18 protein-coding genes are annotated in these 18,720 nt (G+C 67.5%); 6 read left to right on the forward strand and 12 right to left on the reverse strand.

Annotated features, from left to right (window positions below; genetic code table 11):
- Nucleotides 1–9: 9 nt before the first annotated feature.
- Genes ACSYAO_RS21495 through hemF form a run of 3 tightly spaced genes read left to right on the forward strand, consistent with a single transcriptional unit; the run spans nucleotide 10 to nucleotide 3,736 of the window.
- On the forward strand, nucleotides 10–1,131 hold the full coding sequence (locus ACSYAO_RS21495; RefSeq protein ID WP_049462281.1) for a hypothetical protein: 1,122 nt from the start codon (nucleotides 10–12) through the stop codon (nucleotides 1,129–1,131).
- Nucleotides 1,132–1,168: 37 nt separating this feature from the next.
- Nucleotides 1,169–2,785, forward strand: a complete 1,617-nt coding sequence (locus ACSYAO_RS21500) for a hypothetical protein (RefSeq protein WP_049462280.1) — start codon at nucleotides 1,169–1,171, stop codon at nucleotides 2,783–2,785.
- Nucleotides 2,786–2,839: 54 nt separating this feature from the next.
- Nucleotides 2,840–3,736, forward strand: coding sequence for an oxygen-dependent coproporphyrinogen oxidase (gene hemF, locus ACSYAO_RS21505; RefSeq protein WP_049462279.1), 897 nt, complete (start codon nucleotides 2,840–2,842; stop codon nucleotides 3,734–3,736).
- A gap of 42 nt (nucleotides 3,737–3,778) precedes the next feature.
- Here hemF and ACSYAO_RS21510 read toward each other — a convergent pair whose 3' ends face one another.
- Together ACSYAO_RS21510 and polA are read right to left on the reverse strand one after the other, a co-directional pair.
- Nucleotides 3,779–4,258, reverse strand: a complete 480-nt coding sequence (locus tag ACSYAO_RS21510) for a DUF421 domain-containing protein (RefSeq protein WP_049462278.1) — start codon at nucleotides 4,256–4,258, stop codon at nucleotides 3,779–3,781.
- 328 nt (nucleotides 4,259–4,586) lie between these two features.
- Nucleotides 4,587–7,361, reverse strand: a complete 2,775-nt coding sequence (gene polA / locus ACSYAO_RS21515; protein WP_049462277.1) for a DNA polymerase I — start codon at nucleotides 7,359–7,361, stop codon at nucleotides 4,587–4,589.
- 98 nt (nucleotides 7,362–7,459) lie between these two features.
- Between polA and ACSYAO_RS21520 the strand changes: the two genes are divergently transcribed.
- A complete protein-coding gene (locus ACSYAO_RS21520) occupies nucleotides 7,460–7,744 on the forward strand; it encodes a DUF2782 domain-containing protein (RefSeq protein ID WP_049462276.1) in 285 nt (94 codons plus the stop codon).
- A gap of 134 nt (nucleotides 7,745–7,878) precedes the next feature.
- Here ACSYAO_RS21520 and ACSYAO_RS21525 read toward each other — a convergent pair whose 3' ends face one another.
- Nucleotides 7,879–8,325: a universal stress protein gene (locus ACSYAO_RS21525; RefSeq protein WP_005411629.1), complete on the reverse strand. Its 447-nt coding sequence runs from the start codon at nucleotides 8,323–8,325 to the stop codon at nucleotides 7,879–7,881.
- Between the two features lie 183 nt (nucleotides 8,326–8,508).
- Here ACSYAO_RS21525 and ACSYAO_RS21530 point away from each other — a divergent pair, with 183 nt between their 5' ends.
- Entirely contained in the window at nucleotides 8,509–8,655 is a 147-nt protein-coding gene (locus ACSYAO_RS21530) for a hypothetical protein (RefSeq protein ID WP_180862753.1), read from the forward strand.
- A gap of 85 nt (nucleotides 8,656–8,740) precedes the next feature.
- On the opposite strand, the gene ACSYAO_RS21535 is transcribed toward ACSYAO_RS21530, so the two are convergent.
- From ACSYAO_RS21535 to rpmB, 7 genes are all read right to left on the reverse strand, one after another.
- Nucleotides 8,741–9,295: a hypothetical protein gene (locus tag ACSYAO_RS21535; RefSeq protein WP_049462275.1), complete on the reverse strand. Its 555-nt coding sequence runs from the start codon at nucleotides 9,293–9,295 to the stop codon at nucleotides 8,741–8,743.
- Nucleotides 9,296–9,402: 107 nt separating this feature from the next.
- Nucleotides 9,403–9,729: a low molecular weight protein tyrosine phosphatase family protein gene (locus ACSYAO_RS21540; protein ID WP_049462274.1), complete on the reverse strand. Its 327-nt coding sequence runs from the start codon at nucleotides 9,727–9,729 to the stop codon at nucleotides 9,403–9,405.
- A 177-nt stretch (nucleotides 9,730–9,906) separates the two neighbouring features.
- Nucleotides 9,907–12,099: a DNA helicase II gene (gene uvrD, locus ACSYAO_RS21545; protein WP_049462273.1), complete on the reverse strand. Its 2,193-nt coding sequence runs from the start codon at nucleotides 12,097–12,099 to the stop codon at nucleotides 9,907–9,909.
- Between the two features lie 9 nt (nucleotides 12,100–12,108).
- The gene (locus ACSYAO_RS21550; protein WP_049462272.1) at nucleotides 12,109–13,530 is read right to left on the reverse strand and encodes an FAD/NAD(P)-binding protein; all 1,422 of its coding nucleotides are present in this window, start codon (nucleotides 13,528–13,530) and stop codon (nucleotides 12,109–12,111) included.
- Nucleotides 13,531–13,575: 45 nt separating this feature from the next.
- Nucleotides 13,576–14,994 (reverse strand): cardiolipin synthase, encoded by a 1,419-nt coding sequence (gene cls, locus ACSYAO_RS21555; protein WP_049462271.1) that lies wholly within the window; start codon nucleotides 14,992–14,994, stop codon nucleotides 13,576–13,578.
- A 265-nt stretch (nucleotides 14,995–15,259) separates the two neighbouring features.
- A complete protein-coding gene (gene rpmG, locus ACSYAO_RS21560) occupies nucleotides 15,260–15,427 on the reverse strand; it encodes a 50S ribosomal protein L33 (protein WP_170272460.1) in 168 nt (55 codons plus the stop codon).
- Nucleotides 15,428–15,437: 10 nt separating this feature from the next.
- Nucleotides 15,438–15,674, reverse strand: coding sequence for a 50S ribosomal protein L28 (rpmB, locus tag ACSYAO_RS21565; RefSeq protein ID WP_005411638.1), 237 nt, complete (start codon nucleotides 15,672–15,674; stop codon nucleotides 15,438–15,440).
- A 278-nt stretch (nucleotides 15,675–15,952) separates the two neighbouring features.
- Between rpmB and ACSYAO_RS21570 the strand changes: the two genes are divergently transcribed.
- On the forward strand, nucleotides 15,953–17,167 hold the full coding sequence (locus ACSYAO_RS21570; RefSeq protein WP_049462270.1) for a glycosyltransferase: 1,215 nt from the start codon (nucleotides 15,953–15,955) through the stop codon (nucleotides 17,165–17,167).
- A gap of 13 nt (nucleotides 17,168–17,180) precedes the next feature.
- Here ACSYAO_RS21570 and dnaQ read toward each other — a convergent pair whose 3' ends face one another.
- On the reverse strand, nucleotides 17,181–17,690 hold the full coding sequence (dnaQ, locus tag ACSYAO_RS21575; RefSeq protein ID WP_049462269.1) for a DNA polymerase III subunit epsilon: 510 nt from the start codon (nucleotides 17,688–17,690) through the stop codon (nucleotides 17,181–17,183).
- A 55-nt stretch (nucleotides 17,691–17,745) separates the two neighbouring features.
- Complete coding sequence (locus ACSYAO_RS21580; protein WP_049462268.1) at nucleotides 17,746–18,639, reverse strand: LysR family transcriptional regulator; 894 nt, start codon at nucleotides 18,637–18,639, stop codon at nucleotides 17,746–17,748.
- Nucleotides 18,640–18,720: the final 81 nt, after the last annotated feature.

The following is an 18,720-nucleotide window of genomic DNA, read 5'->3' on the forward strand; positions in this document are numbered from 1 at the left end:
GACCGTCGCATGCGCTTGCTGACCCGTCTCCCCGCGCTGCTGCTGTTCGCCGCGCTGCCTGCCGCCGCCGATGCGCTGCGCTGTGGCGAATACCGCAGCACCGAAGGCGGCATGGCGCTGGTGTTCACATCACCCAGCACCGGCTACCGCCACGACGACGGCAGCGAGCCGGAGCCGCTGTGGGTCGATCGCAGTGCGGCGCAGGCCCGCCTGGTCATGCTCGACGATGGCGTGGCGCTGCCGGTCCGGATCAGTGCCGATGGGCAGCGCATCGAAGACGAGGTTGTGGTGGTCTACACGCTGCGCCAGTCCCGGGACTGCGCCAGCGAGCCCAGCGCGATTGCCGGCAGCTGCCGCGCCGCCGGCAGCCACTGCATTGCGAAGCTGCCCGCGGCTTCGCCCAGCCAGGCCCAGCGCGCGTGCAGCGAAGGCGTTGGCGCGGGCTGCTCGGCGCTGCTGCGACAACTGCGGGATGGCAGCCCAGCAAAGGCCACCGACGACGTCGGTGCCACGGGCTTTGATCGCCCACCTGCCTGCCGCGAACACACGCCCGGGCATGACCCGCAGGCCTGCGAGGCGCTGACCAATGATGCATTGGCTGCCGCCATGCAGCGGGTGAATCAACGCCTGCAGCAGGAAGACGAAGACACGCTGGATTCGCCGCTTCCGGCCGCTGCACGCGATCAGCTGCAGCAACTGTGCCTGCAGCACCGCAGTGGCCGCTTCTGCGTGGAAGTGGCCGCGCAGCAATTGAACGCGCTGGAACCTGCGTTGGCAGTGCAGGCCCTGCAGGTGGTCTGCGATGCGGGCCGCGTCAGTGCCTGCGAACGTACTGCACCGCTGCGTGAACTCGGCACCGACCTGCGCCTGGTTCCGCTGCAGCAGGTGCCGTGCGGCCGTTACCAGGCCGACGGTGGCGTGATCGACATGCTCGACTTCGGTGATGGCGCGCATGCCCGCCTGCATGAAGGCGCCGTCCAGCTGCAGCAGAACGGCGAAACCCTTGTGCTGCGCCAGCTCGGCAACGGCGACCTGCTCGGCATGGATACCCAGACCGGCTACCAGCGTTACCGGCCACTGCGCGACGCGGCACAATGCACGCCCCCGCGCGAGGGCCAGGGTTCGCCGTAGCGCCAGGAGCTTCCCGTTCGATCGTCAAGGAGACGACATGCATTCACCCGCACCGCGCCGCCGCTGGCTGGCCTGGGCCCTGCTGCTGGCCGCGCCGATGGCCGCCGCACAGTCACCACAATGCGGCCTGTTCAAGGCCGACGAAGGCAGCGGCACGCTGCGCATCAGCTCACCGAACCGCGGCGAGCAGAAGCACTTCGGCAGTGCGCCGTCTCCGGTCGCGTTCCAGCAGATCGACGGAAAGCTGCAGCTGGTGAACCTGGAGTACGGCCTGCCCAGTGCGCTGCAGGTGCGCGATCGTGGCCGCACGGTCGAGGTGGATGGCACGGTCTACCTCCTGCAGGCCCCCGCACAGTGCGCCGCAGCCGCCACGCCGGCTGATGGCAGCTGCCTGGCCGATGCGGCCGCGTGCCTGGACAACCGTCGCGAAGCGACCCCGGCCGCGCTGGAAGCAGGGTGCCGGGAAGGCGTGCCCGGCATGTGCCTGCAACTGGCCGATCGTTGGCACGAGGAAGCCAAACCCACGGTCGAGGCCGATCCCGCCCTGGCAAAGGCAGCGCTCGACGCCGCCTTGTCCGGCATCAAACTCCCCGCCGCCTGTGACAACGGTGGCTTCGAAGAGGGAACCCCGGCGTGTGCCGCCGCACTCGAGGCCGACCCGGCAGTGCAGGAGCAGCTGGTCAAGGCCGCGATGACGGCCGCCATGACCGAAGCCATGGTGACGATGACGGCGCCGACCGTGCCGGTGATCATTCCAGCTGAGCGGCGGCAACAGTTGTTGCGGTTGTGCCGCGAGGTAGCGCACGGCGGCTTCTGCACCCGCGTGGCTGAGCTGTCCTGGGACGCGGGAGATCCCCAGCAGGCGGTGCAGGCCCTGGCTGCAGCCTGCACCCCCGGCAATGACACCGCCACCTGCGAGCGCCTGCCGGCGTTGCAGGCGGTGGGCGCATCGCTGCGACCGCAGCCCGCAACTGCATTACCCTGCGGCAACTACCGGTCCGACGGCGGCCTGATGGACACGCTGGACTTCGGCGATGCCGGCCTGGTTGGCGTTGGCTGGAGCAGCCATCTTCGCGCACGCGTCGAAGCGGGCGACATCCGCATCCACCACGACCGGGACGGCGACTTCGTGCTGCGCCCGCTGCCGGGCGGGCAGTTGCTGGGGCTGGATAACTGGACCCGCTTCCAGGTGTTCGTCCCCACCGGCGAGGGCCCGACACGCTGCAGTGCACCGAAGCAGTTCAAGGTGCTGCCACTGCCACAGGATTGCCCGCTGGCACTGGCCAACGAGGGCGGCGCCGAAGCCTGCTGCGCGCAGGGCAAGCTGCAGGGCTGCAACATTCTCGGCAACCGCCTTGCGCTGTCCGGGAACTGGCTGCAGGCCGCCGAGCACTACACCACGGTCTGCCGCGCCGGCGTGCGCGAAGGGTGCGAGAACCTGGTCACCGCGCAGGGCAACGGCGCGGAACTGGACGCACGGGCAACCCTGGAGCAGCTGTGCAAGGCCGACCGCAGCGGCCTGCATGTGGCCTGCGACGTGCTCGGCACCCAGAACTGGGAGCTGATCACGCTGGGTGGTGCTCTGCAGAAGGCGGTTGACGAGGCGGCCGTGGACGACGCTCCGGCGCCGCGCAACTCCAACCGCAAGCGCTGAGCCGGCCAGGGCCTGCCCACAGCTTCGGGCGGGCCCTGCGGTAAAGTACGCGCCATGAACGAATTCGAGCGCGTGCGCGCCTATCTCACCGACCTGCAGGACCGCATCTGTGCGGCGATCGAGGCCGTCGATGGCCAGGCCCGCTTCCAGGAAGACCTGTGGCAGCGTGCCGAGGGCGGTGGCGGGCGTACCCGCGTGCTGCGCGACGGTGCGGTGTTCGAGCAGGCCGGCATCGGCTTCTCCGACGTGGCCGGCAGCCGCCTGCCGCCATCGGCCTCGGCCAACCGTCCGGAACTGGCTGGCGCCTCCTGGCGTGCCACTGGCGTGTCGCTGGTGTTCCACCCGCTCAACCCCTACGTGCCGACCACGCATGCCAACGTGCGCTTCTTCCAGGCGCAGCGCGACGGCGAAGTGGTGGCCAGCTGGTTCGGCGGCGGCTTCGACCTGACCCCGTTCTATCCGTTCGACGAGGACGTGCAGCACTGGCACCAGGTGGCACGCGATCTGTGTGCGCCGTTCGGCGACGAACGCTATGCCGCGCACAAGCGCTGGTGTGATGAGTACTTCTTCCTGCGCCACCGCAATGAAACGCGCGGCGTCGGCGGGCTGTTCTTCGACGACCTGCACGGCGACTTCGAGCGCGACTTCGCTTATCTGCGTGCGGTCGGCGATGGTTTCCTCGACGCCTACCTGCCGATCGTGCAGCAGCGCAAGGACACACCCCATGGCGAACGCGAACGCGAGTTCCAGCTGTACCGCCGCAGCCGCTACGTGGAATTCAACCTGGTCTACGACCGCGGCACCCTGTTCGGGCTGCAGAGCGGTGGCCGCAGCGAGAGCATCCTGATGAGCCTGCCGCCCCGGGTGCGCTGGGAGTACGGCTTCTCGCCTGAACCCGGCAGCGCAGAATCGCGACTGGCCGACTACCTGGTCCCGCGCGACTGGCTGTGAGGGGCAGCCTGGTCGCGCCGGGCCTGGGCTCGGTGCTACAAGTCAGGTGCCCTTCTGCGTGATGATCGTGATGTGTCCGGTCGTCTCCAGCAGCGCGATCTGCACGTCCTCGATCCGCAGGCCGCCCTGCTGGCGCAGCGCGGCATCGAAATCGGCCCGGCTGATCAGTTCGCGGCGGAGAACGCCCTCCAACAGCCGGCCATCACGCGCGATCACGGTGGGCTCTCCTTCGATCATCCGCTCCATGCGCCGATTCCGGGTGGTCAACCAGCCCACCCCATAGTTCAGCACGATCAGGGTGGCCGCCAGCAGCAGGCCACCGCCCAGCGAGGTGTCGGTGCCCAACAGCGCGTTCTGCACCGCGTTGCCCAGCAGCACGATCAGCAGCACGTCGAAGGGCGTGATCTGCCCCAGAGCCCGCTTGCCACCCAGCCGGACCATGCCCAGCACCACGACATACACCACCACCGCGCGCAGGATGAACTCCCACCACGGCATGGCCAGTGCGAACAGATCGGGCATTGTCTTCCCCTGCGGAGCGGTGGCCCAGCGTGGCGCAGGCCACGGCATCTGGCAACGGCACAAATAAAAAGCCCCGCTGACCAGGGGGAGGTCAACGGGGCCGGGGAACGGGCACTTGGGGAGGAGTCCCCGTTCCGAGATCTGCTCCAGGGGATGGGAGAGATCCACAACAGGCGTTGCGCCTGTCGAGAGTTATAGAAGCACTCCGAACACTAACGGTTCGTGAAGGGGCCCAATTTAATGAACCTCCATCAGGGCAACATTCATGATCGAGTCAGAAACCTCTGACGAATGAACGAATTCACGTCGTTTTCGGCCTGAAACACCCTCAGTGTGCTTCGTCCCAGTTGTTGCCGATGCCGGTATCGACCACCAGCGGCACCCGCAGTTTGGCCGCTTGCGACATGCGCTCGACCACCTGCAAACGCAACTCCTCGACGAAACTGCTTTCGGTTTCGAACACCAGTTCATCGTGCACCTGCAGGATCATCCGTGCCGGTGCGCCGCTGTCACGCAGCCACTGGTCCACGTCCACCATCGCGCGCTTGATGATGTCTGCGGCGGTGCCCTGCATCGGCGCGTTGATCGCGGCGCGCTCGGCACCGGCGCGCAGGCCCTGGTTACGTGCATGAATGTCGTTCAGGTACAGGCGGCGGCCGAACAGGGTTTCCACATAGCCCTGGTCGCGGGCCTGCTGGCGCATCCGCTCCATGAAATCACGTACGCCCGGGTAGCGGCTGAAGTACAGCGCCACGTAGTCCTGCGCCTGGCCACGGTCGATGCCCAGGTTGCGGGCCAAGCCGAAGGCGCTCATGCCGTACATCAGGCCGAAGTTGATCGCCTTGGCCGCGCGGCGCTCGTTCGGGGTCACTTCCTCCAGCGTGCGCCCGAACACCTCGGCGGCGGTGGCGCGGTGCACGTCGGCGCCCTGCTCGAAGGCACGCACCAGGCCCGGGTCCTCGGACAGATGGGCCATGATCCGCAGCTCGATCTGCGAATAGTCGGCCGCCAGCAGCTGGAAGCCCTCCGGCGCGATGAACGCGCGGCGGATACGGCGGCCATCCTCGGTGCGGATCGGGATGTTCTGCAGGTTCGGATCCGACGAGGACAGGCGGCCGGTGGCGGCACCGGACTGGTGGTAGCTGGTATGCACGCGGCCGGTGTCCGGGTTGACCATCTCCGGCAGCTTGTCGGTGTAGGTGCTGCGCAGCTTGGCCAGCCCGCGGTACTCCAGGATCACGCGCGGCAGCTCGTGCTGGTCGGCAATCGCCTCCAGCGCCTCTTCATTGGTGCTGGGCTGGCCCTTGGGGGTCTTCACCACCGCCGGCAGCTTCAACTCGTCGAACAGCACCGCCTGCAGCTGCTTGGGCGAATCCAGGTTGAAGCTGCGCCCGGCCAGCTCGGTGGCTTTCTGCTGCGCGGCCAGCATGCGCGAAGACAGGTCCTGGCTCTGCCGGCGCAGTTCGTCGGTGTCGACCCGCACGCCGTTGGCTTCGATGCTCGTCAGCACCGGCACCAGCGGCATCTCGATGCCGCGGTAAACGCTGTCCAGCGCCGGCTCGGCCAGCAGCTGCGGCTGCAGCGCGTGATGCAGGCGCAGGGTGATGTCGGCGTCCTCGGCGGCGTAGCGGCTGGCCTCGTCGATGCCCACCTGCGAGAACGGAATCTGCTTGGCGCCCTTGCCGGCCACGTCCTCGAACTTGATGGTGCTGTAGCCCAGGTAGCGCAGCGCCAGCGAATCCATGTCGTGGCGGGTGGCGGTGGAATTGAGCACGAAGCTCTCGAGCATGGTGTCGTCGTGGTAGCTCTGCACCTGCACGCCGTGGCGGCGCAGCACGTGCAGGTCGTACTTGCCGTGCTGGCCCAGCTTCTTCTTCGCCGGGTCCTGCAGCACCGGGCGCAGTGCGTCCAGCACCTGCTGCATCGGCAGCTGGGCCGGCGCACCCGGGTAATCGTGGCCGACCGGAATGTACGCCGCCCTGCCCGGCTCGACGGCCAGGCTGATGCCCACCAGCCGCGCACGCATCGCGTCCAGCGCATCGGTTTCGGTATCGAAGCTGATCAGGTCGGCCTGCTGCAGGCGTTCGACCCAGGCCTGCAGCTGCTCGGCGCTCAGCACGGTCTCGTATTCACCCGGCGCGGACAGTGCCGGATCCAGCGTGCCGGCGGCGGGCGCCTCGACGCTGCCACGCGCGAAGCCGGCCGCAGTGCCGCGCAGGCTCGGGGTCGCCTCGCTGGCGGCCACCGGTGCCGGCACCGGCGCACCCAGCTCCTTCAGCGCCTGGGTGAAGCCGTAGCGCGCATACAGCTCGGTCAGCTCCGGCACGTCCTGCTCGCGCAGGGCCAACGTGGTCGGGCTGGCGTCCAGCGCCAGGTCGGTGCGGATGGTCACCAGCTCGCGGTTCAGCGGCAGACGCTCCAGCGCCGCGCGCAGGTTTTCGCCGATCTTGCCCTTCATGGTGGGCGCGGCCGCCATCACCCCATCCAGGTGCTGGTACTCGGCCAGCCACTTGGCAGCGGTCTTCGGCCCGCACTTCTCGACGCCCGGCACGTTGTCGACCGCGTCGCCCATCAGCGCCAGCAGGTCGATGATCTGGTCGGCGCGCACGCCGAATTTCTCCATCACCGCCGCGTCCGAATCCATGCGGCTGCCGGTCATGGTGTTGACCAGCTCGATGCCCGGGCGCACCAGCTGGGCGAAGTCCTTGTCGCCGGTGGAAATGGTCACCTTCAGGTCCTGCGCCAGGCCCTGGAGGGCCAGCGTGCCGATCACATCGTCGGCTTCCACGCCGGGGACGCGCAGAATGCTGATGCCCAGCGCCTCGACGATGCGACACATCGGCTCGACCTGGCTGCGCAGCTCGTCGGGCATCGGCGGGCGGTTGGCCTTGTACTGGTCGTACAGGTCATCACGGAAGGTCTTGCCCGGCGCATCGACCACGAACGCCACGTAGGCCGGGCGCTCCTTCAGTGTCGAGCGCAGCATGTTGACCACGCCGAACAGCGCGCCGGTGGGTTCGCCCTGTGCATTGGACAGGGGCGGCAGCGCGTGGAACGCGCGGTACAGGTAACTGGACCCGTCGATCAGGACTAATCTGCTCATGGGTCGATTCTACGCGCCCGTGCCTGCACTGCGACGACACGGCACAGCCGCGGCGATGGGGCATAATCAAGGCTCTTTCCAGGCAAAGGCCCCCGCCGATGAAGACCCTGATGCTGGCTCCCCTGCTCCTGCTCGCTGGCTGCGCCAGCATGGGTGGCGCGGGCGCTCCCCCGGTGGACGTCAAGGGCGCGGATGTGTCCAAGCGCACCATGGACAACGGCGATGTCATCGAGGAATACCGCGTGTCCGGCCAGCTGCGCATGGTCAAGGTGACCCCGTCGCGCGGTGCCCCGTTCTACATGTACGACAAGAACGGCGATGGCCGTTTCGACAACGACAAGGACGGCGTGTCGCCGGTGTACTGGAAGCTGTACAGCTGGTGATGTGACCGGGGTCGGATCCCTGCGATTCAGTAGATCCACGCCATGCGTGGATGGGCCCCTGCCGGCCCTACAAAAGATGACGCCGGCGCGCATCCTGCGGCCGGCGTCGGGTCCCCTCCCCGGGAACGCTTGTATCAGCGGATGACCAGCACCGGCAGCGTGCTGCGTGCCAGCACTTCAGCGGTCTGGCTGCCCAGCAGCACACGGGTCACACCACGGCGGCCATGCGAGGTCATCACGATCAGGTCGCTGTTGCGCTCACCCGCCGTCTCAATGATGCCGTCGGCCGCGTAGCGGTCCAGTACGTGCACCGGGTTGGCGGTAATGCCCTGCTCGGCGGCCTTGGCCAGCGCCGGCTGCAGCACCTTCTGCGCGCCTTCCTCGCGGTCGGCCTTGTACTCAGGGCTGTTCATGTAGCCCACGCTCCAGCCCATGGCGTCGTACATGCCGACGGCCCACGGCTCGGAAACGGTCACGATATCGACCTCTGCATTGAGGTCCTTGGCCAGCTCCAAGCCCTTCGCCAGGCCCTTGTCGGCCAGCTCGGATCCGTCGGTGGCAATCAGGATGCGCTTGTACATGATGGGGCTCCGTGGCGGTCTGCCAGATGGGAACAACACCATTGCACACCGGATGTGCAGGGCGCGCCTTGAGCAGGATCAATCCGGCGCCGCGCAGCGGCGTGTGCGCACCGCCGGCTTGCGTACCCGGACACCGCAGCGCAAGCTGGGTGGGCGGCGCGCCGCCGCCTTGGGAGAACCCGCATGCAGGACCGCAAGCCGACATCACGAAGCCCCCTCAGGATCATCCTGTGGAGCCTCATTGCCGCCTTCGTGCTGTTCTGCGGCGGCTATTACCTGGGCAAGGATCTGGCCCAGCGCGACAACGCCAGGCAGTCAGCCGGCCGATAGCCTGCTGCCGTAGAGTCGAGCTTGCTCGACTGCGTCTGCTCACAAAAGGCAGTCGAGCAAGCTCGACTCTACAGCGCCCCCATCTTCAGGCGATCTGCACCACGCGCGCGTTCTGGCACAGCGGATAGCTGGCCACGAATTCAGCGATCGCATCACGCATCGCCTCGAACGATTCGCCATACATGTACAGCGCGGTCTCGGTCGGGCCCTGCCACCAGCTGCAGATCTCGCCCAGGCCATCGATGTTCTCCGACAGCTGCTCGAACACGTGGTTGGAATCGCACTGTTCGTAGACCTCGTCCGGCAGGTTCAGGCCATCCAGGTAGATGCCCAGGCCTTCGGTCACGCCGAAGCTGCGGTCGGCCTCGCCCGCACCCTGCAGCTGCGAACCCTTCGGCGCACCCAGCTGCTCCAGCAGATCGATCAGCTTCGGCACGCCGGCCGCATCGACCAGCGCCACTTCGATATCGCCGTATTCGACCTCGCCGAGGTCGGACATCGCGGTGCCGCCGCCAGTCAGCTCACCCACCTGCGCCGCCTGCAGCAGCGCATCGAGCGGATCCTCGAACAGTTCATGACGATGCTCGGGCTGCAGCTTGGCGTTCAACTTCACGGTGACGTGCAACGTGGGTTCGGTCATCGGGGCGTTCCTGGAAGATGTGGCTTCTATTGTAGAGCCGAGCCCATGCTCGGCTGTTCTTTCCCGACAGAAGCAGCCGAGCATGGGCTCGGCTCTACAACAGCCCGTCAACGCAGGAACGGCGCCACCTTGCGCTTGAGCAGCTCCACCAGCACCGGGTCCATGTAGTCGTAGTCGTCGGGGATTTCCAGGCAGATCACCCGCTTGCCATTCAACCAGGCCTTGTAACGGCTGGACAGACGGTTGCGGTGCGCCCTTTCCATCACGAAGACCAGGTCGGCCCACTGCAGCAACTCGGGGCTGAGTACTTCCTCGGCGTCGGCCAGCAACCCGGCTGAGGCGGTCTCGATGCCCGGCCAATCGGCAAATACCTGCTCGGCGGTGGGGCTGCGCAGGCGGTTCTGACTGCAGAGGAAGAGCACGTTGCGGGTCATGGATACTCGCTTTTGTAGAGTCGAGCCGTGCTCGACTGACTTTTCCCGCTGCAAGCAGCCGAGCATGGCTATGCCGGTCGTCCTGACCGGCACCCTTCGGGCCGTCGCAAGCGACGTTGGCAGCGGCTCCTGCCGCTACCTTCGGCTCTACAGGAATTCCCGCCCCCCCGACGGTGATCAGATCACCGTCAGGTTGGCGTAGGCCATCACCAGCCACTTGCTGCCGGCATCGGCAAACTCGACCTGCACGCGGGCGTGGGCACCGTTGCCTTCGTAGTCGGTCACCATGCCTTCGCCGAACTTGGGATGGGTGACCAGCGCGCCGAGCTTCAGCGGCGGCGCCTCGATCGAGGCGTGGCCCATCACCCGGCTGGCGCCCATCGAGGCCGGGCGCGAGACCTGCACCTTCGGGCGCACTTCGTGCAGCAGCTCGCGCGGAATCTCGCGCAGGAAGCGCGACGGCAGGCTGTAGTTGTCCTGGCCATGGATGCGGCGCGATTCGGCGTAGCTCAGCACCAGTTTCTGGCGTGCGCGGGTGATGCCCACGTAGGCCAGGCGGCGCTCTTCTTCCAGCCGCCCGCTTTCCTCCAGCGAACGTGCGCTGGGGAACAGGCCTTCTTCCAGGCCGGCCAGGAACACCAGCGGAAACTCCAGGCCCTTGGCCGAGTGCAGGGTCATCAGCTGCACGCCGTCCTCGCCCGCCTGCGCCTGGCCCTCACCGGCCTCCAGCGCGGCATAGGCCAGGAACGCGACCAGCTCGTCCATGTTCTCGCCCACTTCCTCGATGTCGTCGGCGCGGCGCACGAAGCGCGAGGCCACCGAGACCAGTTCGTCGAGGTTGTCGGTACGCGATTCCGAGTCCAGCGCGTTGCGGCTTTCCTTGCTCCAGTGCTCGCGCAGCTGCGAGCGGGCCAGCACGTGGTCCACGCGTTCGGCCAGGGTCATGTGCAGGGTCTGCGCCTGCAGCTCGTTGACCAGCACCAGGAAGCCGGCCAGCGCATTGCGCGCACGTGCAGCCAGCGCGCTGCCCTGGGTGACCAGCATGGTCGCTTCCCACAGCGAAATACCCTGCGCGCGCGCCTCGCGGCGCACTTCGTCCAGCGTGCGATCGCCGATGCCACGCGTCGGCGTGTTGACCGCGCGCTCGAACGCCGCGTCATCGTTGCGGTTGGACAGCAGGCGCAGGTAGGCCAGCGCGTCCTTGATTTCGGCGCGCTCGAAGAAACGCATGCCGCCGTACACGCGGTACGGCACCTGTTCGCTCAGCAGGGCCTCTTCCAGCGCGCGCGACTGCGCGTTGCTGCGGTAGAGCACGGCCACTTCGGTATAGCTGCCACCGTCTCGCACCCACTGGCGCGCGCGCTCGACGATGTAGCGCGCCTCGTCCATCTCGTTGTACGCCGCGTACAAGTCGATCGGCTCGCCGTCGCCGCTGTCGGTCCACAGTTCCTTGCCGATGCGGTCCGGGTTGTGCGCGATGACCGCGTTGGCGGCGCCGAGGATGTTGGCCGTGGAGCGGTAGTTCTGTTCCAGGCGGATGGTCTGCGCACCCGGGAAGTCGCGCAGGAAGCCCTGCACGTTCTCGACCTTGGCACCGCGCCAGCCGTAGATGGCCTGGTCATCGTCACCGACCACGAACACGTGGCCGGAATCGCCGGCCAGCACGCGCACGAAGGCGTACTGGATGGCGTTGGTGTCCTGGAACTCGTCTACCAGGATCTCGCGGAAGCGCGCGCGGTAGTGCGACAGCAGCGCCGGGTTGTCGCGCAGCAGTTCGTGCGCGCGCAGCAGCAGTTCGGCGAAGTCGACCAGGCCGGCGCGGTCGCAGCGTGCCTGGTACTCGATGTAGGCCTGGCGCATGGTTTCAAGCCACGCGTCGTGCGGTTCGGGCTGGATGTGCTGTGGGCGGCGGCCCTCGTCCTTCTGCGCGTTGATCCACCACGCGATCTGCTTGGCCGGGTACTTGCCGTCGTCCAGTTCCAGCGCCTGCACCACGCGCTTGACCAGCCGCAGCTGGTCGTCCGAATCCATCACCTGGAAGCCTTCGGGCAGCTTCGCATCCTGCCAGTGCAGGCGCAGCAGGCGGTTGGCCAGGCCGTGGAAGGTGCCGATCCACATGCCACGGCTGCCATTGGGCAGCTGTGCGTCGATGCGGTGGCGCATTTCGCCGGCCGCCTTGTTGGTGAAGGTCACCGCGAAAATGCCGTGGGTCGGCACGCCATCGACTTCATGCAGCCAGGCGATGCGGTGGGTAAGTACGCGGGTCTTGCCGGAACCGGCACCGGCCAGCACCAGGTGGTGGCCGGGGGGAGCGGAGACGGCTTCGCGCTGGGCCGGGTTCAGGCCATCAAGCAGGTGGGAGACATCCATGCCCCCATTTTACGGCATCGCCGTCGCGGCTCCTGCGACCACCTGGGTTGCCAGTGCCTGCGCCTGCTGACGCAGTTCAGGCACCGCCAGGCTTTCCCACAGGCTGCCGATGCGCAGGCTGCCGAGCACGCCCAGCCGTGCCTGCGGCTGGCCACCGGCGGCACGCAGGCGATCGCCCGGCACCGTGCTGTCCAACCCCAGTCCATGCGGGCCGGGGCGTGCCAGCCCATCGGCCTGCAGCTGCTGCAGCAACGGATTGCGCAGTGCGCTGGCGCGGGTCTCCACGCCGGTGGCGTTGATCACCCCGCCGATCATCCACTGCTGTTCATTGCCCGAGGCATCGCGGCCCGACAGCTGCAGCGCATCGCCGTCGCGCCAGACACGTTGCAGGCGGGACCGGTGAATACGCAGCTGGCCGCTGTCCTGCAGCGTCTGCAACTGCGCATCCACTTCTTCGGCGATGCGGTGGCGATGCACGTCCCAATAGCGCACCACATGGCGCAGGAAGCGACGCTGGTCGGCCTCTTCGAGGCTGCACCACAGCGCCTGCCCGTGCGGACGGATGCGGTCCATCACGCCCTGCCACGGCAGGCCGTCGGCCTGTGACTGGCGTGCGAACCCGCGCAACGCGCGCAGGCGCTGGCGCAGGTTCATCGGCAGCAGTAAAGCCGGATCGAACGTGGGCAGCCCCCCGTGCGCATGCGGCAACGGCAGCAGGCCGTGGCGCGAGATCACATGCAGCGGGCCGGTGTGGCCGGCGGCGACCAATGCCAACACGGTGTCGGCCATGCTCAGGCCGGACCCGACGATGGCCACGGCCTGCTCGCCGGCCAGGGTGCGCACGCCGTCGTAGTCCCAGGCCTCGATCACGTCATCGGCGGGCAGTGCCTCGGCACCGGCTACCGGCAGCGGTCGCATGCTGTTGCCGGTGGTCAGCACCGCCTGCGCGGCGTGCAGCGTGCTGCCATCGCCGAGTGTCAGCTGGTAACCGTGGTCATCCGGCTGCAGGCCCAGCACCGGCTGCGCGATCACCTGCAGCTGTGCCGGGCTGGTCGCAGCGGCCTCCTGCAGGCGCTGCTGCAGGTAGGCAGCAAAGTAGTGGCGGCACACATAGCGCTCGCCCAGCACCTCGCGCGCCTCGCCCGGGTAGGCATTGGCGGCCATCAGGTAGTCGAGGAAATCGCCGGGCTGGTTGGCAAACGCACTCATCTTCGCCGCCGGCACGTTCAGCAGATGCTCCGGCCATGGCGTGGCATAGGCGATGCCCTGCGCCAGCTGCGAGGCGGGTTCGAAAATGGCCAGCGCCAGCGGCGCCTTGGCCTGGCGCAATACCTGGATCGCCACCAGCACGCCAGCCGCACCACCACCGATGATCGCCAGGTCCAGTTCGCCATTACGCGGTGAATCAGTCATGCGCCGATTGTAGGCCATCGGCGATGACAGGCCGGATTGCCGAAATGGGCGGTTGCCGCCGCCTCACATCAACGCATCGGCCAGCCGTGCAATACCTTCGCGGCTGCGCCGCCACGTAGGGCGGCTGCGCCACTGCTGCAGGTCCAGCTGCCGCGCTTCACGCAGGTAGCCATCCTCGATCGCGCACAGCTGCTGCACCAGCGCGCGGTCGTAGCAGATCAGGCCGATTTCGGCATTCAGCGCGAACGAGCGGATATCCATGTTGATCGAGCCGAGCACAGCGATGTCCTCATCCACGCTCATGTGCTTGGCGTGCAGGAACTGCGGCTCGTACAGCGCGATGCGCACGCCACAGCGCAGCAGCTCGTCGTAGTAGGCCTCCTGTGCCCACGAGGTCAGCCGCTGGTTGTTGCTGGCCGACAGGATCAGCTGCACTTCCACGCCGGACAACGCCGCGATGCGCAGCGCGCTGAGCGTGGCTTCGTCAGGCACGAAATACGGGGTGACCATCACCAGCCGGCGCCGTGCGAGGTGGATCAGCGCCGCAACCGCGTCGCGCGCGTTGCTGTACGGGTAGGCCGGGCCGCTGGGCAGCAGCTGGGTGGCGATGTCGTCGCCGCATTCGGGCACATCGGTGATCACATCCAGGCGCTGGCCGGTCTCCATGTACCAGTCGCTGGCGAATACGGCTTCCAGATGCGCCACCGCCGGGCCGCGCACGCGCGCCACCAGCTCGCGGTTCGGGTGGCCCGGCACGAACCGCGGGCCCGCCAGATTCTGCGAACCGACATAGGCCACTTCGTTGTCGATCACCGCGATCTTGCGGTGGTTGCGCAGGTCCATGCGCCCGCTGCGGCGCCAGCGCAGGCCACCGGGCAGCATCGCGCGCACTTCGATGTCGCGCGCCTGCAGGCGCTTGCGATAGGCGCGCAGGCCACGCTTGGCGCCCACCGCATCGAGCAGCACGCGGCACTGCACGCCACGCGCGGCGGCACGCTGCAAGGCCTCGACAATGGCCTCGCCGACCGCGTCATCGAACATCAGGTAGTACAGCAGGTGCACGCGGTCTTCGGCCTGGTCGATGTCGGCGATCAGCGTGTGCAGCGACTCGTCGTAGTCGGTCAGCAGATCGACGGCGTTGCCGTGCACCGGCATGAAATCGCCCTGGCGCTGCACCAGCGGCACGATCTCGGCGCTGGCGGTGTCGGGCTGTGGGGTCCAGCGCAGGCGATGCTGCAGTGCCTGTTCCTCGCGGATGACCTGCGAGGCCTCGGCCTGGCGGCGGATGCGCTCGCGCGACAGCCACGGGTGGCCGAAGAGCAGATACAGCGGCAGGCCCAGCAGCGGTACGAAGCCGACCAGCAGCAGCCAGCTGCGCGCCGCGCCAGGCGTGGTGCGGGTGGGAATCCAGCACAGCGCGACCAGCCGGATCAGCCAGTCGATCAGCAGCAGGTAGGAACCCAGCAACCACTCGAACAGCATCGCGTCGCCCGTCGGGAGGTGATGGGCCATTCTGCCCAGCGGGGTGTGTAGAGTCGAGCCGCGCTCGACTGCTTTGAAGCCGTGTGCCAACCAAGGTTGGCACCTACCGGGTGAGGGGACAGCGTGTCGACCAAGGTCGACACCTACCGGGGGAGTGTGCCGACCAACGGTCGGCACCCACAGGCACCCACCGGCCCCACCGTCGGGCATGAAAAAACCCGCCACAAGGGCGGGTTTCTTCGCGGGGATCAGCAATCCTTGCGGATTACTTGATCTTGCCTTCCTTGTACGGGACGTGCTTGCGCACGACCGGATCGTACTTGGAGAATTCCATCTTCCCCGGGGTGTTCTTCTTGTTCTTGTCGGTCGTGTAGAAGTGACCGGTACCAGCGGTCGAAATCATACGGACCTTATCGCGCTTGCCTGCCATGATCGTCTACTCCTCAGACCTTTTCGCCGCGCGCACGCAGCTCAGCCAGAACGGAATCGATACCGTTCTTGTCGATGGTGCGCAGTGCATGCGCGGAAACACGAAGCTTCACCCAGCGGTTTTCGCTGGCAACCCAGAAGCGGCGCTCGTGCAGATTCGGCAGGAAACGACGACGGGTCTTGTTGTTGGCGTGCGAGACGTTGTTACCCGTCTGCACTCGCTTGCCGGAAACCTGGCATACGCGGGACATTGCGCACCTCGATAGTAAGTTGTGTCAGCCCGTAGCCCGGGAGACGGCGGCCTCGATGGTTGCCCACCACACGTCAAGAGAATCAAAGGGTTACGCTGGCGTTGGGCGGCCGGGGACGTGCTCCCGGGGGCGCCGCCCGGTAGAAAACCGGACACAGCGAGCCGCGCATTATGCACGGGTTCAAGCACTTGCGCAAGTTACCCACAGGCCGGGACTGAACCGGGAGGGTCGGGAGCCCACCAACCGGCATACTGGCCCGGTTCACTGCGGAGCTTTCCATGCGGCTGCTGGCCCTGACCTACGGAACCGAAGGCGATACGCGTCCGCTGGCCATGCTCTGCCATGGGCTGATTGGCGCAGGCCACGAGGTGACACTGCTGGCCGATGGCGGCACGCTGGGCAGCGCGCAGGCGCTGAATGTGCCCCATGCGTCCCTGGAAGGTGACATCCATGACGAAGTGGTCGCGCTGGTCTCGCGTGGCAACGGTGTTGCCGCCGCCAGTAGCGGACTGGCACGGATGGCGCTGCAGCATGTCACTGGCTGGATGCGGCAGGCGGACGCGGCGGCCGAGGGTTGCGACGCGATCCTGACGGGTGGGCTGGCGGCCTTTGTCGGCATGAGTGTGGGCGAACGCCGGGGTCTGCCGGTGATCGGGACCGGCATGATTCCGCTGACCCCGACGCGTGCCTTCCGCTCCCCGTTCCTGCCGCCGGGACGCTCGCCGGGCTGGTTGAACCGGGCCAGCTATGGGCTGGTCAACGGCCTGATCTGGCGCCAGTTCCGCCAGCCGATCAACGAGGCCCGCAAGCAGCTGGGGCAATCGCCGCGCCGCTCGCTGTGGTCCGGCCTGCCGATGCTCTATGGCATCTCGCCGCAGCTGCTGCCGCCACCGACGGACTGGCCGGCCGACCACATCGTCTGTGGCCAATGGCGGTTTCCTGATGCGCCCTGGACGCCGCCGGCCGATCTGCAGGCCTTCCTCGACGCCGGACCGCCGCCGGTCTATCTGGGCTTCGGCAGCATGACCGGCTTTGATCGCGAACGCGTGTTGCCGGCCCTGCTGCAGGCGTTGGCACCGCGCCGTGTCCTGCTGTTTCCCGGCTGGGTGGGACTGCCTGCGATGCGCTTGCCCGATTCTGTCTTCGTCCTGGGCCCGACCCCACACGAAGCGCTGTTCCCGCGTTGCGCATTCGCCATCCACCACGGTGGCAGCGGCACCACGCATTCGGCCTGCCGCGCCGGCATTCCTTCACTGGTGATGCCGTTCGCCGCAGATCAGTTCTTCTGGGCCGATCGCCTGTATCGGTTGGGCGTAGCACCGGCACCGTTGTCACCGAAGCGACTGGATGCAGCAGCGCTGGCAGCAGCCATCACCTTCGCTGCAACCGAAGCAACACGCGCACGCGCGGCGGCCTTGGGCGTGGCGATGAGCAGTGAGGACGGGGTGGCATGTGGCGTGGCAATGATCGAGCGCTGGTTGCGGCCGATGTAACGGCGACCAGGCCTCAGCGCAGATGCGGAATCACCTGGGCCAGTAGATGGGCATCCTTCAACGCGCCGTGCAGGCCGCGCTGGCTGGGAATGCGCAGGCGCTGCAACACGTCGTCCAGTTTATTGCCCTGGCCTGGCCAGCGCCCGCGCGCCAGCTTCAGGCTGCAGGTGATGCGGCAATGCTGGGCCAGCGTGCCGGGGATGCCAGCCAGGCGCAGCTCGTTGTCCAGGAAGCCCACATCGAAGGTGGCGTTGTGCGCGACCATCTCGCTGCCACGCAGGAACTCCAGCAGTTCGGCAGCCTTGCTGGAGAACAGCGGCTTGCCTACCAGCATCGCGTCGCTGATGCCGTGCACGCGCTGCGCGCCCCAGTCCACCTTGCGCTGCGGCTGCAGGTAGGTGTGGAACTGGCGGCCGGTGAGCTGGCCATCGATCAGTTCGACGGCACCGATTTCGATCACCCGGTGCCCCAGGCGGTGGGAGATGCCGGTGGTTTCGGTATCCAGTGCGACGATGCGGCTCATCAGGGTGTGCGTTCTCCAGTACGTGCAGCCGGATTTTCGCACGCGACCGATGCACTCACCCCAACGCTTCCACCACCCAATCGATGAACACCCGCAGCCGCTGGCTCATGTGCCGGTTGGGCGGGAACATCACATGCATCGGCATCGGTGGCAGCTGCCAGTCCCGCAGCAGCGGCAGCAGCTCACCACGCGCCACGTGCGGTTCGGCCATGTAGCTGGGCAGCGCCACCACGCCGAGCCCCGCCAACGCAGCCGCCAGATAGGCGTTGCCGTCGTCGAAGCCGACCGTATAGCGGCCCTGCACCTCGACGCGCTCATCGCCACGCTGTGCAGTGAACACGCGGGCGCGGCCACTGCGCGGGCTGAGGAAGCCGACCATGTGGTGATCGGGCCCTTCCAGCGCGCGCGGGTCGGTCGGCACGCCGAAGCACTGCACATAGCCCGGGCTGGCGTGGAAGCCGATCGGCAGCGCAGCAAGCGGCCGCGCCACCAGCGCCGGGTCGGCTGGAGTGCCACCACGGATCACGCAATCGACGTTGTCGGCGATGACGTCGACCTCGCGGTCACTCACGCCGATGTCCAGCTGGATCTCCGGGTAGCGCGCCTGGAAATCCGGCAGCGCCGGTACCAGCCGCAGCCGCGCGTAGGGCCCCGGCACATCCACGCGCAGTCGCCCGCGTGGCTGGGTGGCCGCGTCGCCCAGCCCGCCCTCCACTTCTTCCAGCTCGGCCAGCAGGCGGGCGATGCGCGGGTAGTAGGCCGCGCCGTCGGCGGTGACGCTGACCCGGCGCGTTGTGCGGTTGAGCAGGCGCAGCCGCAGGTGTGCCTCCAGCTGCTGCACCAGCTGGGTGACCGTGGTTCGGCTGATCTGCAGGGTCTGCGCGGCGCGGGTGAAGCTGCCGGTTTCCACTACTCGGGCAAAGGCGCGCATCGCCTCGAAACGGTCCATGGCTGGCGATAATTGTTTGGAATTGGCAATCAATCTAGGCCGATCATCGCGGTTTATCCAGACAGCGCTGGCGGGGAGGAT

Origin of the sequence: Stenotrophomonas sp. STK16_22 (assembly GCF_051984505.1) — a bacterium.
Classification (GTDB): Bacteria; Pseudomonadota; Gammaproteobacteria; order Xanthomonadales; family Xanthomonadaceae; genus Stenotrophomonas; species Stenotrophomonas maltophilia_A.

What these genes read in the sequence shown, in the direction of transcription:
- ACSYAO_RS21495 (WP_049462281.1), top strand. Translation starts at nt 10, where the DNA reads ATGCGCTTGCTGACCCGTCTCCCCGCGCTGCTGCTGTTCGCCGCGCTG.
- ACSYAO_RS21500 (WP_049462280.1), top strand. Translation starts at nt 1,169, where the DNA reads ATGCATTCACCCGCACCGCGCCGCCGCTGGCTGGCCTGGGCCCTGCTG.
- hemF (WP_049462279.1), top strand. Translation starts at nt 2,840, where the DNA reads ATGAACGAATTCGAGCGCGTGCGCGCCTATCTCACCGACCTGCAGGAC.
- ACSYAO_RS21510 (WP_049462278.1), bottom strand. Translation starts at nt 4,258, where the DNA reads ATGCCCGATCTGTTCGCACTGGCCATGCCGTGGTGGGAGTTCATCCTG.
- polA (WP_049462277.1), bottom strand. Translation starts at nt 7,361, where the DNA reads ATGAGCAGATTAGTCCTGATCGACGGGTCCAGTTACCTGTACCGCGCG.
- ACSYAO_RS21520 (WP_049462276.1), top strand. Translation starts at nt 7,460, where the DNA reads ATGAAGACCCTGATGCTGGCTCCCCTGCTCCTGCTCGCTGGCTGCGCC.
- ACSYAO_RS21525 (WP_005411629.1), bottom strand. Translation starts at nt 8,325, where the DNA reads ATGTACAAGCGCATCCTGATTGCCACCGACGGATCCGAGCTGGCCGAC.
- ACSYAO_RS21530 (WP_180862753.1), top strand. Translation starts at nt 8,509, where the DNA reads ATGCAGGACCGCAAGCCGACATCACGAAGCCCCCTCAGGATCATCCTG.
- ACSYAO_RS21535 (WP_049462275.1), bottom strand. Translation starts at nt 9,295, where the DNA reads ATGACCGAACCCACGTTGCACGTCACCGTGAAGTTGAACGCCAAGCTG.
- ACSYAO_RS21540 (WP_049462274.1), bottom strand. Translation starts at nt 9,729, where the DNA reads ATGACCCGCAACGTGCTCTTCCTCTGCAGTCAGAACCGCCTGCGCAGC.
- uvrD (WP_049462273.1), bottom strand. Translation starts at nt 12,099, where the DNA reads ATGGATGTCTCCCACCTGCTTGATGGCCTGAACCCGGCCCAGCGCGAA.
- ACSYAO_RS21550 (WP_049462272.1), bottom strand. Translation starts at nt 13,530, where the DNA reads ATGGCCTACAATCGGCGCATGACTGATTCACCGCGTAATGGCGAACTG.
- cls (WP_049462271.1), bottom strand. Translation starts at nt 14,994, where the DNA reads ATGCTGTTCGAGTGGTTGCTGGGTTCCTACCTGCTGCTGATCGACTGG.
- rpmB (WP_005411638.1), bottom strand. Translation starts at nt 15,674, where the DNA reads ATGTCCCGCGTATGCCAGGTTTCCGGCAAGCGAGTGCAGACGGGTAAC.
- ACSYAO_RS21570 (WP_049462270.1), top strand. Translation starts at nt 15,953, where the DNA reads ATGCGGCTGCTGGCCCTGACCTACGGAACCGAAGGCGATACGCGTCCG.
- dnaQ (WP_049462269.1), bottom strand. Translation starts at nt 17,690, where the DNA reads ATGAGCCGCATCGTCGCACTGGATACCGAAACCACCGGCATCTCCCAC.
- ACSYAO_RS21580 (WP_049462268.1), bottom strand. Translation starts at nt 18,639, where the DNA reads ATGGACCGTTTCGAGGCGATGCGCGCCTTTGCCCGAGTAGTGGAAACC.